The organism is Burkholderia arboris (assembly GCF_902499125.1).
In the GTDB taxonomy this organism is placed as follows: Bacteria; Pseudomonadota; Gammaproteobacteria; order Burkholderiales; family Burkholderiaceae; genus Burkholderia; species Burkholderia arboris.
Map to the genome: position 1 here is coordinate 43,433 of NZ_CABVPX010000006.1, position 14,169 is coordinate 57,601.

14 protein-coding genes are annotated in these 14,169 nt (G+C 65.7%); 6 read left to right on the forward strand and 8 right to left on the reverse strand.

Going from position 1 to position 14,169, the window contains the following annotated elements; translation table 11 throughout:
* Positions 1–6 precede the first annotated feature (6 nt).
* The 4 genes from BLA15945_RS09345 to BLA15945_RS09360 all read right to left on the reverse strand — a co-directional run bounded on the left by BLA15945_RS09345 (position 7) and on the right by BLA15945_RS09360 (position 4,098).
* A complete protein-coding gene (locus BLA15945_RS09345) occupies positions 7–1,056 on the reverse strand; it encodes an LLM class flavin-dependent oxidoreductase (protein WP_059240508.1) in 1,050 nt (349 codons plus the stop codon).
* A gap of 52 nt (positions 1,057–1,108) precedes the next feature.
* Positions 1,109–2,062 carry an ABC transporter substrate-binding protein gene (locus BLA15945_RS09350; RefSeq protein ID WP_174992134.1) on the reverse strand — a complete coding sequence of 318 codons (954 nt, stop codon included), beginning with the start codon at positions 2,060–2,062 and terminating at the stop codon, positions 1,109–1,111.
* A 58-nt stretch (positions 2,063–2,120) separates the two neighbouring features.
* Positions 2,121–2,681: a GNAT family N-acetyltransferase gene (locus BLA15945_RS09355; protein WP_059240510.1), complete on the reverse strand. Its 561-nt coding sequence runs from the start codon at positions 2,679–2,681 to the stop codon at positions 2,121–2,123.
* Between the two features lie 493 nt (positions 2,682–3,174).
* On the reverse strand, positions 3,175–4,098 hold the full coding sequence (locus BLA15945_RS09360) for a recombination-associated protein RdgC (RefSeq protein WP_174992260.1): 924 nt from the start codon (positions 4,096–4,098) through the stop codon (positions 3,175–3,177).
* A 436-nt stretch (positions 4,099–4,534) separates the two neighbouring features.
* Here BLA15945_RS09360 and BLA15945_RS09365 point away from each other — a divergent pair, with 436 nt between their 5' ends.
* Positions 4,535–5,602, forward strand: coding sequence for a hypothetical protein (locus BLA15945_RS09365; protein ID WP_407045095.1), 1,068 nt, complete (start codon positions 4,535–4,537; stop codon positions 5,600–5,602).
* Positions 5,603–5,856: 254 nt separating this feature from the next.
* Positions 5,857–6,333 (forward strand): GNAT family N-acetyltransferase, encoded by a 477-nt coding sequence (locus BLA15945_RS09370; RefSeq protein WP_174992136.1) that lies wholly within the window; start codon positions 5,857–5,859, stop codon positions 6,331–6,333.
* Between the two features lie 126 nt (positions 6,334–6,459).
* Here the strand turns inward: BLA15945_RS09370 and BLA15945_RS09375 are convergent, their stop codons facing one another.
* Positions 6,460–7,494 carry a succinylglutamate desuccinylase/aspartoacylase family protein gene (locus BLA15945_RS09375; protein WP_059240512.1) on the reverse strand — a complete coding sequence of 345 codons (1,035 nt, stop codon included), beginning with the start codon at positions 7,492–7,494 and terminating at the stop codon, positions 6,460–6,462.
* A gap of 96 nt (positions 7,495–7,590) precedes the next feature.
* Positions 7,591–8,496, reverse strand: a complete 906-nt coding sequence (locus BLA15945_RS09380; protein ID WP_174992137.1) for a LysR family transcriptional regulator — start codon at positions 8,494–8,496, stop codon at positions 7,591–7,593.
* 118 nt (positions 8,497–8,614) lie between these two features.
* On the opposite strand from BLA15945_RS09380, the gene BLA15945_RS09385 reads away from it, so the two are divergent.
* The 4 genes from BLA15945_RS09385 to BLA15945_RS09400 all read left to right on the forward strand — a co-directional run bounded on the left by BLA15945_RS09385 (position 8,615) and on the right by BLA15945_RS09400 (position 11,627).
* A complete protein-coding gene (locus BLA15945_RS09385) occupies positions 8,615–9,196 on the forward strand; it encodes a flavodoxin family protein (RefSeq protein ID WP_059240514.1) in 582 nt (193 codons plus the stop codon).
* An 81-nt stretch (positions 9,197–9,277) separates the two neighbouring features.
* The gene (locus tag BLA15945_RS09390; RefSeq protein WP_174992138.1) at positions 9,278–10,333 is read left to right on the forward strand and encodes an aldo/keto reductase; all 1,056 of its coding nucleotides are present in this window, start codon (positions 9,278–9,280) and stop codon (positions 10,331–10,333) included.
* 271 nt (positions 10,334–10,604) lie between these two features.
* On the forward strand, positions 10,605–11,072 hold the full coding sequence (locus tag BLA15945_RS09395; RefSeq protein ID WP_174992139.1) for an MEKHLA domain-containing protein: 468 nt from the start codon (positions 10,605–10,607) through the stop codon (positions 11,070–11,072).
* A gap of 171 nt (positions 11,073–11,243) precedes the next feature.
* Positions 11,244–11,627 (forward strand): nuclear transport factor 2 family protein, encoded by a 384-nt coding sequence (locus BLA15945_RS09400; RefSeq protein WP_174992140.1) that lies wholly within the window; start codon positions 11,244–11,246, stop codon positions 11,625–11,627.
* Between the two features lie 169 nt (positions 11,628–11,796).
* On the opposite strand, the gene BLA15945_RS09405 is transcribed toward BLA15945_RS09400, so the two are convergent.
* A complete protein-coding gene (locus tag BLA15945_RS09405) occupies positions 11,797–12,072 on the reverse strand; it encodes a hypothetical protein (protein ID WP_059240518.1) in 276 nt (91 codons plus the stop codon).
* 263 nt (positions 12,073–12,335) lie between these two features.
* Entirely contained in the window at positions 12,336–13,886 is a 1,551-nt protein-coding gene (locus tag BLA15945_RS09410) for a sensor domain-containing diguanylate cyclase (protein ID WP_059240519.1), read from the reverse strand.
* Positions 13,887–14,169: the final 283 nt, after the last annotated feature.

Genomic DNA, 14,169 nt, shown 5'->3' on the forward strand with positions numbered 1-14,169 from the left:
GGAGCGTCACGCGTTCTGGTCAGGGGAGAAGGAGCGGTCGGCCGCGAGGGCCGCCTGCAATGGCGTGGCCGACAGCGCGCCGCCGAGCCATTCGGCCGATGCCAGCCGCGCCGCGTAGTCGGTCACCGGGGAATCGATCACGAACGCGTCGACGTCGAGCCGCCGGCTCAGCGTGTCGAGCGCGCGGTGGATGCGCTCGGGTGTATCGGCCAGGACCGTCGGGCGCAACTCGTCGATCCGGTAGTCGGACGCGCCGCTTTGCCGTGCGAACTCGGCGGCCGCCTGCGCGCTGGCGAGGTTGAAGCTCTGGCCGCCCGCGAACTGCAGCTTGAAGATCTTCAGCGGCCCGATCAGTTGTTCGGCAGCGTCGCGTGTCGGCGCGGCGACCGCGTACAGTGCGACGAGCGGTTTCGTGCCGCCTGCGCTTCGATACGCATCGAGCGAGCGTTCGAGATTCGCGTCGTCGCCGTTGAAATGCCCCGCGTAGCAGAAGCGCCAGCCGTTGCGTGCGGCGAGCGCACCGCTGTCCGGCGAGCCGCCGAGCAGGATGCGTTCGGGCAGTTGCGGCGGCACCGGCATCGCGACCGCGCCGGCGAGCGGATGATCTTCCGCGACGCCCCAGCCGAGAAACGCGTCGAGCTCGGCGAGCTGGCCCGCGAAGTCGGGCTTGCGCGCCTTGTCGTGGAACCACTGCAGCGCGCGCGTGGTCAGCGGCAACCCGCCGGGCGCCTTGCCGATGCCGAGATCGACCCGGCCCGGCGCGAGCGCGGCCAGCAGCTTGAACGTCTCGGCGACCTTGAACGGGCTGTAGTGCTGCAGCATCACGCCGCCCGAGCCGACACGGATGCGCGACGTATGCGCGAGCAGGTGCGCGACGACGACTTCGGGCGCCGAGCTGGCGAAGCCCGGCGTGCCGTGATGCTCGGCGACCCAGAAGCGTTCGTAGCCGAGCCGTTCGGCACGCTGCGCGAGCGTCGTGGTGAAGCGCAGCGCGTCGGCGGCGGTCGCGCCGTCGGCGATCGGACTCTTGTCCAGCAGCGAAAGCGAATAAGACATGATGGGCGGCGTTCCTGCGTAAGCGTGGATGGACGGTGGGCGGGCGCGGCGTTCAGCTCTTCGGCAGCCCCGGCGGATTCGTGCGCGACTGGTCGATCGCCTCGGACGCGAGATTCCAGCGGTCGAGCACCTGCTGGTAGCGGCCGGTCTTGATCAGCCCGTTCAGCGCGACGGTCAGCGGATCGGCCAGGCCACTGCCGCGGCGCGTCGCGATCGCGATGTCGGCCGTGCGCGGCCAGCCGCCGCTGATCGCGCCGACGAGCCGCGTCTTGCCTTGCTGCGCGCTCTGGTACGCGAGCACCGAGTTCACGCTGAACACCGCGTCGGCGCGGCCCGACTGCACGGCGACGATGCGCATCGCCTGATCGTCGTAGTACTGGATCTGCACGGGTTTCAGCCCGTGCGCGACGTTGTCGCGATCCCAGGCGAGCAGGATCTTTTCCTGATTGGTGCCGGCGTCGGTCACGATGCGCAGCCCCGCGACGTCCTTCGGCTCGCGGATCGCCTGGATCTTGCTGTCGTTGCGCACGTAGAAACCGACCTGGTCCTTGCGGTAGGTCGAGAAATCGAGCTTTTGCTTGCGTTCCTCGGTGACGGTGACGTTCGAGATCACCGCGTCGACTTTCCCCGATTCGAGCGCGAGCGGCCAGTCGGCCCAGGCGAGCGCGACGATCTTCAGCTTGCGGCCGAGGCTGTCGGATACGAGCTGGCCGATGTCGGCGTCGAAGCCGATTACCGTGCGTGCGTCGGTCGCATACGAGCTGATCGGCGGCAGGCTCGGCGCGATGCCGATCGTCAGCGTGCCGGGTTCGGCGAACTTGAACGATGCGGGCACCGCGCGTTCGACCGCTGCGTCAGCCGTGCCGCGCGGACGGCCGCGCTGTTCGGGGCTCAGGTCGAACGTCGCAGCGGTGGCCGCGGCTGCGGCTGCGAATGCGGTCAGGCCGATCAGCGTGGCGGCCAGCGTGCGCGCGGCACGGGAAGAAAGCGATACGGCTCGTTGCATGAAAACGTCCTGTCGTGGAAAGCGGAGGGTGCGAGGTGAAATGCGGGGCGTTGCGCCGTCAGCGCGGCAGCGCCGGTTCCGGCACCGGTGCCCACAGGTCGGCGAGCGTCGACGTGCGTGACGGATCGATGAGATCCTTGCCGAACCGCAGGTGGAAATACGCTTCGGGGTCGATCGACGAATCGAACAGCCGCGTATAGCCGGTGCGGTCGTAGAGCGCCCACGCTTCGGGCTGGCGAAAGCCGGTGGTCAGGTAGAGGCGGCGGTAGCCCTGCTGCGCGGCGCGCAGTTCGAGCGCCGCGACGATGAGCCGTGCGAGGCCCTGGCGACGCAGGTCGCCGTGTGTCCAGATGCGCTTGAGCTCGGCGGTCTGTGCGTCGTAGCGCTTGAACGCGCCGCCGCCGACCGTTTCGCCGTCGCGCAGCAGCAGCACGAACGCGCCTTCGGGCGGTGCGAACAGTTCGGCCGGATAGCGCGCGAGTTCGTCGCGGGCGGACGCGCGGCTGTCGGGGCGGTACGCGTCGTAACGGGTCGAATACTCGTCGATCAGCGCGTCGATCAGCGGCTGCGCGCGGACGTCGAGCGGCGTCGTATCGATGATGCGGTCGTTCGTGGCCATGGGCATCGCGAAGGGCGCACGATGCGGACGTTCCTGGCGGGGTGCGGGCACGCGGCCCGTCCGGTCTGTTCCGCTATCGCGACATTGTTGTCGTGATGACGGCGGCCGCTGTGCATCCTGCGATGCGGTTGGCGGGCCGCCGCCGTTTTGAACACGTTAGCGGCGTGGCCGGCAAAGGCGAACGAAGCAATTTCGATAAGGATTTCGCGGGAAGCGTCAGAAGGCTTGCAGGGGGCGCGGGGTGGGGCGAGGAGAGCGGGGGCGGTGGGTAGCAGCGCCCGTTCGGCGTGCGGGCGACGCATATGAACGCCGCGGATCGGCAGGGTGTTGTTGTTTCGATGGTCCGCCGGCCATGCCGATTCGAGACTGTCTCTTCAGGGGCGCGAGCGCCCGGCCGCGACCCGCCGCCTCGGTGGCGGCGGTCCTGATCGAATTGTCGCGCCGGCGCGAAGCCCCGCCGTCGCGGGGCGATGATCCTCGACGACGACGGCGATCAGGCTGCTGCCGCCTGATGAACCGATTCGTGCCGGTCGCCACCCAGGATCTCGACAAGATCGGTCAGCATCCGCCCCAATTCCCCCGTCATCAGCGTGATATCCGAGTCGAAGCGTTCATCGTCATTCTGCGCGGTGGGATCCGTCGCTTCCTTGATGACGTCGAGCGGCGTGACACGCTTGATTGTCAGCGACGGTGTCAGCACGAACGAGATTCGGTCGTCCCAGGTCATCGCGAGGCGCATGCACTGTTTGCCGGTTTCGATGTGCCGGCGCATGTCGTTCGCTTCCAGCGCGTGGCCGACGTATCGCACCGTGGCGCCGCCTTCGCCGCTCGAGCGCAACTCGGCATCCTGGTCCACGGTGAATCCGCCCGGCGCCTCGCCGGACAGCAGCCAATCCGTCATCGCGGCGACCGGCGAACGCGCCACATGAACGCCGGCGAGCGGCAACTGATCGATCGATTTGACGAGCAGGCTGCGAACGTCGTCGGCCAGCGCCTGTGACGCCGCATCGATGACGAGCCAGCCGTTCACCGTATCGATCCACACGCGGGTATCGCGGCGAATGCTGAACGCGCGCGGCAGCAGTTCGTCGACAACCTGCTCCTTGAGTTCGCGCAGCTGTTTTCGGCCTACCTTGAAGCCCTGCTGCTCCTCGATTTCAACCGCACGTGCTTTGGTCACCTGATTGACGACCGACGCCGGGAGCAGCTTCTTTTCGGCACGAAACACCAGCAGCATCTGCCGGTTGATCGAATACACGAGCGCGCCGTCGTCGCGCGGCGACGCCCATCCGGCGCTCTGCATGTCGACGCTGTTGCCGGGCTGGAACGCGTGAGGCGCCAGCCACTTTTCCATCTGGTCGGGGGTAACGGCCCAAGGTGCCGGAAGACGATGAAGCTGAAGATTCTTGAACCACATAGGAGGGCAGGCAAAGCGCACCATTCTATATGACGTTGACGTTCCCGGCCGGCAGCGGAAGCGCGCGTTCGTGCGGCAGCCCGGCAAGTCTGCGGTAAAGTTCCCGGCAGACGCGAGTCGGCTTGCGCGAATCCGCTCCCAATTGCAACGGATGCGCGTTCAGCGTCGCATCGCGCTGTCACGCGCAACCGGTTTTCATCCCGGAAATGTTGTGCCGACGGAGCTTGCTCCGCCCGGAGCGGAGTCGATGGGCTGACCGCAGGCGTTTTCGAACGTCCGGTTTCTGGCCCTCGATCCAGCGCATGCAAGCGGCGGCGACGGGGCGGCATGCGGCATCAGGGCGGTGTCGGGTTGTAATCGGCGAGAAAGAGACAATCGACGGTCGCATCGCGATTGATGGCAATGGAAACCATTCCAACCAAGGAAAAAAACAATGATGACTTCCGGCGACGGCCTGACCAGTCCAGCGCGGCTCCTGCGACTCGCCTCATGGGTGATTGCGATCGTCTTCGCTGTCTTTCTGAACATGCTCGGCAGTCTCGTGATCCGCGACATGGCGTTCGCCCCGAGCGGGGGCCCGCCCGTCATCGAGCAATTCGCCGATGCGCCGGCAAAAGCGCGGCTGGACGCGGCGCGGCGCCAACTGCAGGCGCAGCACGACGCGCTTGCCGAGAAGGTCGACACCATGGAAGTCGCGCGCGGCCGCGCCGCGAAGGAGTACGCGGCCGAGAAGGAAAGTTTCCGCAACTGGCTGGCAACCCGCTCGGTGACGGGAGACAGTGCGCGGGACCCGGACATTCTGGCGAGAACGCACAAGCTGGATATGCTCCAGGCCGTGGTGGTCAGCTGGCAGCGTCAGATCGATGCGATCGGCGACCAGCAACGGGCACTGACGTCGCAGCAGACTCAAGTAGACACGCAAATCGCCGAAGCGGACGCGGCGGCCGAACGGCGCCTCGACGCGGCAACACGGCATTACGAGATGCAGGTGTTCGGACTGCGGCTTGCGCTGACGTTACCGATACTGCTGGTTGCGATCTGGCTGTTCATACGCTACCGCAAGATGCGCTACTGGCCTTTCGTGTATGGCTTTGGCCTGTTTGCACTGAGCGCGTTTTTCATCGAACTGGTCCCGTACCTGCCGAATTTCGGCGGCTATGTCCGGGTCCTGGTCGGCATTGCGCTCACGGTATTCGCCGGCCTTTACATGATGAAGGCATTTCAGCGCTATGCCGAACGCAAACGGCTCGAATTGCAGCAGGATCGGGGAGAGCGTGCGCGCACGATCGGATACGAAAAAGCCGTGCGGTCACTCGAAAAAAAGCGCTGCCCGTCATGCGACAAACAATGGAATCTCGGCGGCGACGACTCCACGTTCTGCGTCCATTGCGGATTGAGGCTTTTCAATGTATGCGAATGCGGTGGCCGGAATTTCTTCTTCTTCCCGCATTGCCATCAATGCGGTGCTGCGCAGGGAAACGAGTTGCCCGTGTCGTCCGACTGACGGTCAGCGTGCAATACGGGCTGGCGCCGGCGCACGACGGTTGCGAAGCGTTGTCGATAGCGTTCGCGGGGCGGGTTGTGCCGGCCGCGAATGGCCGCAGCGGGCACCGACCGGGTTCGGCCCGTTGTTGGCGATGACGCGCGGCCGCGGCCGACCCGTAGGCGATGAGGCGGGGCCATTCCTGAAACCTCGTCGCGCAAACACCGGGCACGACCACGATGCGCTTCCGGATGTTGCCCGCTAGAATGCGCGACATGGGAGATTCGACGCACCGACGGTTTGTGATACGCGCCGGCCGCTCTTCGGATGCAGGCCAACTGACGCAGCTCGCCTTTCTTTCGAAGGCGCACTGGGGTTACCCCAGGGAATGGCTGGATCTGTGGCAGGCCGATCTGACGATTACGCCCGAGATGATCGAAGGCTCAATGGCCTACGTCGCCGAAACCGACGAGCAGATAATCGGGTTCTGGATGAGAGCCTTGATGGATTCCGATGAGCCTACCCCCGGGTGGCTATTCGTTCATCCTGACCATATGGGGCAGGGCGTCGCCCGTGCGTTATGGTCCGAACTGAGGAAAGAGGCCGCCGAAAGGGGAATCAGGTGCTTCGTGATCGAAGCAGATCCGAATGCCGTGCCATTCTATTTATCGCTGGGTGCGGAAAAAGTGGGAGAGAAAGCGTCGACCGTCATTCCGGGAAGATGCTTTCCAATCCTTCGGGTGCGTGTCTAGATGGACAAGGGGCAGTGACGGACCGAGCCGGCCTTTTTCCTCAATGGCGAAGCGGTCGGGAAGTGGAAGGCCCGGTCAAATGATTCCCTCGAACGCCGATCTTCCCGAACGCGTCTGCCGGATTCATCACGCGATGACACGCGGCGGCGTGGACAACTCCGCCAACTGAAACATGCAATCCCCACGCTGCACTTGCGCGGGCACGCGCTTGCACACCACCTCACCATCGCCCTTGAACCGATGCAGCACCGGTTCACGCAGCGGCGTATCGGGGAAATGCACCCACGCGGCCGGCTGCCCGGCCTTCACCTGATCGCCGAGTTCGACGAGCGGCTCATACAGCCCGCGCTCGTACGCATAGACGAAATGGCGATCGCCGTCGACGCGCATGAAGCGCGTGACGGTTGGCGGCGCGTCGGGCACGAGTGCGCCGTGCAGCAGGCCGATGTAGCCGAGGTAGTGCAGCAGCCCGTGGCGGCCGAGCCGGATCAGCGACGGATCGGCCATGCCGGCACCGCCGAGTTCGGTCACGATCGAGATCGCGCCTTGCCGGCGCGCGGCCGACGCCGAATGCACCGGATTCGGCGCATGCAGCAGCGCATTCTGCAACCCGAACGCGACCAGCAGCCCGTTGAGCTTCGCGGCTTCGTCGGCGTCGAGCGGATCGATCGCGAGCATGTTGCCACCTTGATACAGCAGCGAACTGCCGCCCGAATGCAGGTCAACCAGATACTGCGCGCGCGACAGCAGTGCATGCTCGATGTAATGGGCGATCATCTGCGTCGGCGTGCCGGCCGGGTCACCGGGGAAGCTGCGGTTCAGGTTGCCTTCGTCGAGCGGCGACACGCGCAGGCCCGCATCCGCCGCCGGGAAATTCGCCATCGGCAGCAGGATCAGTTGCCCGCTGACCATCTCGGGTTCGATCTCGCGCATCAGTTGCGACACGATGATCTGGCCTTCGTACTCGTCGCCGTGGTTGCCGGCCATCACGAGCGCGACGGGGCCGTCGCCGTTGCGGATCGACGCGATCGGGATCGGCAGCCAGCCGTATGCCGAGCGGTGCACGGAGTGCGGCAGCCGCAGGTAGCCCGCGTGCTTGCCTTGCGCGTCGAGATCGATTTCGCAGTGAATGGGATTTCGGTGTGAGGAGGAGGCGGTCATGGCAGCGTCGTTCGATGAACGGAATCTGCCATCTTATCGGGAAACGACGGCCGCGCGGCGCGGCGGGCGCGTGCAACCTCGACCGTTCTCACGCCCTCAATCGAAATACGGTTCCAATACCGGTTCGATCCAATCCATGAACGCCCGGACGCGCGGCGAGAGATTGCGCCGATGGGCCACGACGAGCGACGCGGCGAGCGGTTCCGGACGCAGGTCGGGCAGCACCTCCACCAGCGCGCCGCTGGCGACGTAATTCGCGACCCCTGAATAGCCGGCCTGGATCAACCCGATGCCGGCAAGCCCGGCCGCGTGATAGGTCTGCACGTTGTTGACCTGCATCGCGCTCGGCAGCGCAAGCGTCGCATAGCCGTCGCCGCTCGGATATTCCCAGCCGGCATGTCTGGCACCGAGCGTCAGCGAGTAGTGGACCATGCAGTGCCCTTGGCTGAGCAGATCGTCGAGCGTATGCGGCACGCCATGCCGCGCCAGATAAGCGGGACTTGCCGCATTGATCATGCGCAGCCGGCCCAACGGCCGGGCAATCAGCGTTTCGTCCACGATCGGACCCATGCGGATCACACAATCGAATCCTTCCTGCACGAGGTCGACACGCCGGTCGGTGCTCGACAGCTCCAGTTCCAGCTCCGGATGTGCCGCCATCAGTTGCGGGAGCGCGGGCACCACGACGCTGCGTGCCAGCTCGGTCGGCATGTCGACGCGCAACCGTCCCCGGAGGCGTGTGCTGTCGCCGGAGAACATCGATTGTAGCGCCTGGACGTCGGCCAGCAGGTCCCGTGCGCGCGAATAGAACGCGCGGCCGTCGTCGGTCAACTGCACGCTCCGCGTCGTTCGATGCAGCAGCGCAACGCCCACGTCGCGCTCGAGTTGCCGGATCACCATCGAGACACGTCCTTTCTGGATGCCCAGGCTTTCGGCTGCCCGCGTGAAGCTCGTCATTTCGGCGACACGCGCAAAGATCAAAAGCGCATCGAGGTTTTGCATTGTTCACCCACGGAGTAACAGAACGTTCAATCGATCGTCATTTATAACTCAGTTGTGACCCAGTAGAGTGCTTTCCGACGTCGTCACCCGACGACAACCTCAACGGAAGGGCGCAACCATGACGCAACTCACTTCTCCGGTTAAGACAGCCGTGGTCTACCACTCCGGCTATGGACATACCCAACGGTTGGCCGCGGCGGTCGCCGAGGGCGCCGGCGCCGTACTCGTCGCCATCGACGCCGACGGCAACCTCGCGGAGGGCGCGTGGGACACGCTGGCCGGTGCCGACGCGATCCTGTTCGGCTCGCCGACCTACATGGGCGGGCCCAGCTGGCAGTTCAAGAAGTTTGCCGATGCGTCGTCGAAGGCCTGGTTCGACGGCGCGTGGCGCAACAAGATCTTCGGCGGCTTTACCAACAGCGCGAGCATCAACGGCGACAAGCTCAATACGCTCGAATACTTCGTTTTGCTGGCCGGGCAGCACGGGGGTATCTGGGTGAGCATGGACATCAAGCCGGCGAACCTGAAGGCGTCGGCGCGCGACGACCTGAACCGCATGGGCTCCTATATCGCGCCGATGGCGCAGACGCCGGCCGACGCGTCGCCGGACGAGATGTCGCCGGGGGATCTCGAGACCGCACGCCGCTATGGCGCACGCGTTGCGACGATCGCGGGACAGTTTCGGGCCGGGCAGTCCTGAATCAACGGAAGTCCTGGCGTGCAGCGTGCACCGGACCGGACGACGCCGCATTTTTCCAGCCGAGCCTGAAGGAAAACGATCATGAAATACAAGCGACTGGGCCGCACCGGCCTGTATGTCTCGGAGCTGTGCCTCGGCACGATGACACTCGGTGGCAACGCGGATGCCGGCATGTGGGCGGCGATCGGCGCACTGGATCGGCGCGACGCGACCCGGCTGATTTCCCGTGGGCTGGAGGCGGGAATCAACTTCATCGATACCGCCGACATCTACTCGTTCGGTCAGTCCGAACGCCTCGTCGGACAGGCGCTCCGGGACCTCGGCGTCCCGCGCAACGAAATCGTGCTGGCGACCAAGACGGCCGGCGCGATGGGCACGAAGCCCAACGATCAGGGGGCGTCGCGCGGTCACATCATGGATTCCGTGCAGCGCAGCCTGGAACGCCTCCAGGTCGACCATATCGACCTTTACCAGATACACGCCAGCGATTCCGTCACGCCGATCGAAGAGACACTGCGGGCGCTCGACGATCTGACGCGCCAGGGGCTGGTTCGCCATGTCGGCGTCTCGAACTGGCGCGCCGGAAAAATCGGCAAGGCGCTCGGCATTAGCCAGGGGCTCCATGCGACGCGCTTCGAGACGCTGCAGGCCTACTATTCCATCGCCGGACGGGACGTGGAGCGCGAACTGGTGCCGCTCGCGATCGACGAGCAGATGGGCCTCCTGGTCTGGTCGCCGCTCGCCGGCGGGCTGCTTTCGGGGAAGTTCGGCCCCGGTGCGCCCCACGAGGAAGGCGCGCGACGCAGCCATTTCGACTTTCCGCCGGTCGACCTCGAGCGAGCGTGGCCGTGCGTTGCCGCGATGCGTTCCATCGCCGACGCGCACGGGGTCTCGGTTGCCCGGATCGCGCTCGCCTGGTTGCTGGCGAAACCGCATGTCACGAGCGTCATCGTCGGCGCCAAACGGGTCGAGCAGCTCGAAGACAATCTCGGCGCGGTCGATGTCGTGCTGACCGCGGACGAGCTTGCGAGTCTGGACACAGTGAGTGCGTTACCGCCCGCGTATCCGGGCTGGATGATCGATCGTCAGGAGGCGGGCAGGGTGCCGCAGCCTTTCAAGGGCGTCGTGTCGACATAACAAGATGCGGCCGCGTTCGAGCCGGGTGGTTGCAAAACCACCTGGTGTCGAACATGAGGGAGGTGGTGCAGTTGGGAGGTCGCGCGCACAAGCGGTCCTTGGTCGCGTCCGTACGTCGGACAGCGGCGTGTCCGCATCGCACGGCTTGACCGTCGATTGTTCAAACACCGCTCACGCCACCGGTGGACGCAGGGTGACCAGGAAACGTCACCTGCAGATGCTATATCCTGAGCGTCTTCGCCCATTGCATCGACCAACGATCTCCGTTGACATGTCTCGGATCATTCCACTCCACAGCAGTTCAGCGTTCTATCAGCTCCTTGCCGACAGCTACACGCGGCTGCTTGGTCTCCCGCTGGTGCCCGAGGCCGTGCCGGCGGACGAAGCTACCGCGTGGCTTTACGAGCGGGCCCCGTTCGCAGTACTCGCGCACAACACCGACTCCGACCCGCTCTTCATTTACGGCAACAAGGCCGCGCAGCGTCGCTTTGGATACAGCTGGGACGAAATCACCCGACTTCCGTCCCGACTCTCCGCGGAGGCCCCGAATCGCGAGGAGCGGCAGCAATTCCTGGCACGCGTACAGCGGCTGGGCTACGAGACGGGTTACAAGGGCGTGCGTGTCACCAAGTCAGGCCAGCGCTTCATCATCGAGGAAGCGACCCTGTGGCAACTTCTCGACGCGGACGGCAAACTGCATGGCCAGGCGGTTGTCATCCCGCGGACGCGCGACATCTGATCGCGCATTCGCGCCCTGGCGGGCCACTACCTGTCATGAGGACGTGGCGGCCGCTGCTTTCCCGAGCCAGGACACTCAAGAGCACATCCAATGTGGAGTCTCGACGTCATCGAGACGGGAGGCGGCGGGTGTGTTCCACGACACGCGTGAAACGGTATCCGGAGGCATTCCATGCAGGAAGAGGGAATACGCGAAGCGCTGAATGCGCACTGGCAAGCGTCGGCGGCCGGCGATCTCGACGCGGAACACGATATTTACGATGACGATGTCGTCTGTGACTATCCGCAGTCAGGGGAACGCATCCTGGGACGAATGAATCTGCAGGCATTGCGGGGTCATCATCCCGGCAAGCCGGCAGGTTTCGACGTCAGGCGAATTCAAGGAGAAGGCAATCTATGGGTTACGGAATACGCGATCACCTATAACGGCCGGCCGACTTGCACGGTCAGCATCATGGCGTTCCGCGACGGCAAGGTCGTTCACGAGACCCAGTATTTTTCCGATCCGTTCGAAGCGCCGGATTGGCGGAGGCAATGGGTTCAGCAGATCACGTGACAAGGCATGGCGGCCGGATCAACCTTCTCGTCCCGAGCGGCGAGAACGGCACGCGAGACCACGCGGATGTTGCAGCTGTGAACACATGCCGGCACGCGGGCCGCCTGCATTCGTGTGCCGAATTTCGCGCCGGTCCCTTGCTGCGACTGGGCCGGCGCGCGTAACCGGTTTACCGTCCCGATGTTTCAGCTTCGAGACGCCCCTCTTCCCACAGAGCCCAGAAACGGCTGCCGGCGCGATACGGATTTGCGCGTCGCGTGCCGTGATCGGCGATGCCCTGGCGAAACGCGCCGTACAGCGTCAGCGGCGGATTGTCGACGCAGGCAGCTTCGCGCGTGACCGGCATGCGGCGTTCGGACACGAGCCGGCGGATCAGCGATGCGCCGTCGATCACGTCCAGTTCGTCGATGGTATCGCTGCGGCTGAGGACTTCGACGGTATTCATGTTGGGTCTCCCTGACAACCTGTTTCCCTGACAGAGAGCAATAAGAGTGCCAACCATGAAAAGCCTTGCGCTGCGTCGATCGTGCGGGCTTCTGCGGCCAACGTGTTGCGTGGCGAACGGCGGTGTTACGGAACACGTCACGTGACACGCGAACGGGCGGCGCCACGTGCGAACCCGCAAAGCGTTGCGAAACTGAATCGTCAGGAGGATGCGGCAGGCGGGGGAAAGACGGAGAGCCAGCGGGCGACACGAGTGTCGCCGGCTCAGTTTGTGGCGGCCGGCGCCATGCGGCGGCTGCCGCTCGAATAGAAGCAGTAGATACCCTTGCCGGCCGACTTTGCGTCGTACAGCGCGCTGTCGGCCTGCCGGATCAGTTCGTCGGGCGAGCCGTGCCCGTCGTCGAGCGCGATGCCGATGCTGATGCCGATGCAGACGGTCTCGCCGATCGACAGCGTGTATGGCGCCGAGATCTGCCGGATGATCCGCGCGGCGAGGATCGAGCACGCCTGCATCGTCGTGTCGTCGATCGCGACGATGAACTCGTCGCCGCCGATACGCGCGGCGAACTCGCCGCGCGGCAGCGTCTTGCCGAGGCGCTCGGCGACCTGCGTGAGCACTTCGTCGCCGGCCTGGTGGCCGCACCGGTCGTTGATCGACTTGAAACCGTCGAGGTCGAGATACATGACGGCGAAGGCCGGGCTCGGCAGGCGCGGCCGGCGCGCGAGCATCCGCTTGAGCTCTGCATGCAGTTCGTGGCGGTTCGGCAAACCCGTCAACGCGTCGTGCCGCGCGAGGTGCCGGATGTGCTGTTCGGTCTGGCGGCGCGCGGTGACGTCCTCGACGATGATCACCGCGTTGCCGTCCGGCACGCGGTGACGCGTCAGTTCGAGCTGGCGGCCGTCGACGAGCGCGATGTCGAATGGCCCGGGTTCGTTGCGGCTCAGCCACGCGTCGCACTGCGCGGCGAGACCGAGGCCGCCGGGATCGGTCACGGCGTTCGTGCCGAGCGCCGCGACGACGGCCGGCAGCGGCGTATCGAGCATGATTTCGCGCGGCGAGCCGAACAGTTGCGCGGTGCGCCGGTTGGCGACGATCACGCGGCTGTCGCCGTCGATCATGCACAGGCCGTGCGGCATGTAGGTCAGGGCGGCGTCGAAGCGCGCGACGAGTTCGGCGTTGCGCTGGCGCGCGGCGATCAGCGCAACGAGCACGCGGTAGTGGCGCTGGACGACCGTGCGCATGGCCGCAAGATAGATCGCGAGCGGCGGCAGCAGCAGCCACGCGCCGGACCGGTGAGCGAGCAGTGCGCCGACGCCGATCGGCAGCACGCCGAGTGCGACCTGCGTCATCGCGAGCCGCGGCAGCGCCGAATTGCGCGACGCGATGCCGCCGAACACGCCGCCCGCAACCATCACCGACAGCGTGCCGAGCTCGACGTCGACGGCCTGCACGCAGCCCATCACGCCGAGGCCGAGCACGAAGCACGCGACGAGCGATACCGGCGCATAGCGCGCCGCCCAGAATTCGGCGCGGTCGTCGCCGGCGTTGCGCCGTACCGCGTAGGCCCGTGCGATCGACAGGCGCGCGACGAGCAGGCCGACGTCGACGATCAGCCACGCGAGACACCACAGCTGCTGTAGCCGGATCAGCGCCACGGCCGCGACGAAGCCGCTCGCGAGCCCGGACAGCGCCATCGGACGCACGTCCTCGAACAGCGTCACGAGCATCGACGGACGCAGCGCAGCCGTCACACGGTGGTTGCCGGAGGGAGGAGTGGCGAGAACGGAGTTCAGGAGAGATGCCCTGACTGCCATGATTTTTGACCTCGACACGCTGTCGGGATGGCTGGCGGCGCCCGCACGGCACGTGGCGGAAGCACCGGCCGAGCCGGATGCGCACGACATTACCATGAAAAATAGACAGCGCGGGGCAGCCGGCCGCGCCGCGCGCTAGTCGTAAACCACGCCTGCGAAAGGCTTGCGCATTCGACGGCGCGAGGGCAGCATCGTTGCGAACGGAACGATGCGCGAGGGCCGACCGGAGACCGGCTGCAATGCGTGGCGCGCGTGCTCGTCGGGTGAGGTCGACACGGCCAAA

Bases quoted from the DNA above. Each gene is read 5' to 3' on its own strand.
- BLA15945_RS09345 (WP_059240508.1), bottom strand. From the start codon at position 1,056: ATGTCTTATTCGCTTTCGCTGCTGGACAAGAGTCCGATCGCCGACGGC.
- BLA15945_RS09350 (WP_174992134.1), bottom strand. From the start codon at position 2,062: ATGCAACGAGCCGTATCGCTTTCTTCCCGTGCCGCGCGCACGCTGGCC.
- BLA15945_RS09355 (WP_059240510.1), bottom strand. From the start codon at position 2,681: ATGGCCACGAACGACCGCATCATCGATACGACGCCGCTCGACGTCCGC.
- BLA15945_RS09360 (WP_174992260.1), bottom strand. From the start codon at position 4,098: ATGTGGTTCAAGAATCTTCAGCTTCATCGTCTTCCGGCACCTTGGGCC.
- BLA15945_RS09365 (WP_407045095.1), top strand. From the start codon at position 4,535: ATGACTTCCGGCGACGGCCTGACCAGTCCAGCGCGGCTCCTGCGACTC.
- BLA15945_RS09370 (WP_174992136.1), top strand. From the start codon at position 5,857: ATGGGAGATTCGACGCACCGACGGTTTGTGATACGCGCCGGCCGCTCT.
- BLA15945_RS09375 (WP_059240512.1), bottom strand. From the start codon at position 7,494: ATGACCGCCTCCTCCTCACACCGAAATCCCATTCACTGCGAAATCGAT.
- BLA15945_RS09380 (WP_174992137.1), bottom strand. From the start codon at position 8,496: ATGCAAAACCTCGATGCGCTTTTGATCTTTGCGCGTGTCGCCGAAATG.
- BLA15945_RS09385 (WP_059240514.1), top strand. From the start codon at position 8,615: ATGACGCAACTCACTTCTCCGGTTAAGACAGCCGTGGTCTACCACTCC.
- BLA15945_RS09390 (WP_174992138.1), top strand. From the start codon at position 9,278: ATGAAATACAAGCGACTGGGCCGCACCGGCCTGTATGTCTCGGAGCTG.
- BLA15945_RS09395 (WP_174992139.1), top strand. From the start codon at position 10,605: ATGTCTCGGATCATTCCACTCCACAGCAGTTCAGCGTTCTATCAGCTC.
- BLA15945_RS09400 (WP_174992140.1), top strand. From the start codon at position 11,244: ATGCAGGAAGAGGGAATACGCGAAGCGCTGAATGCGCACTGGCAAGCG.
- BLA15945_RS09405 (WP_059240518.1), bottom strand. From the start codon at position 12,072: ATGAATACCGTCGAAGTCCTCAGCCGCAGCGATACCATCGACGAACTG.
- BLA15945_RS09410 (WP_059240519.1), bottom strand. From the start codon at position 13,886: ATGGCAGTCAGGGCATCTCTCCTGAACTCCGTTCTCGCCACTCCTCCC.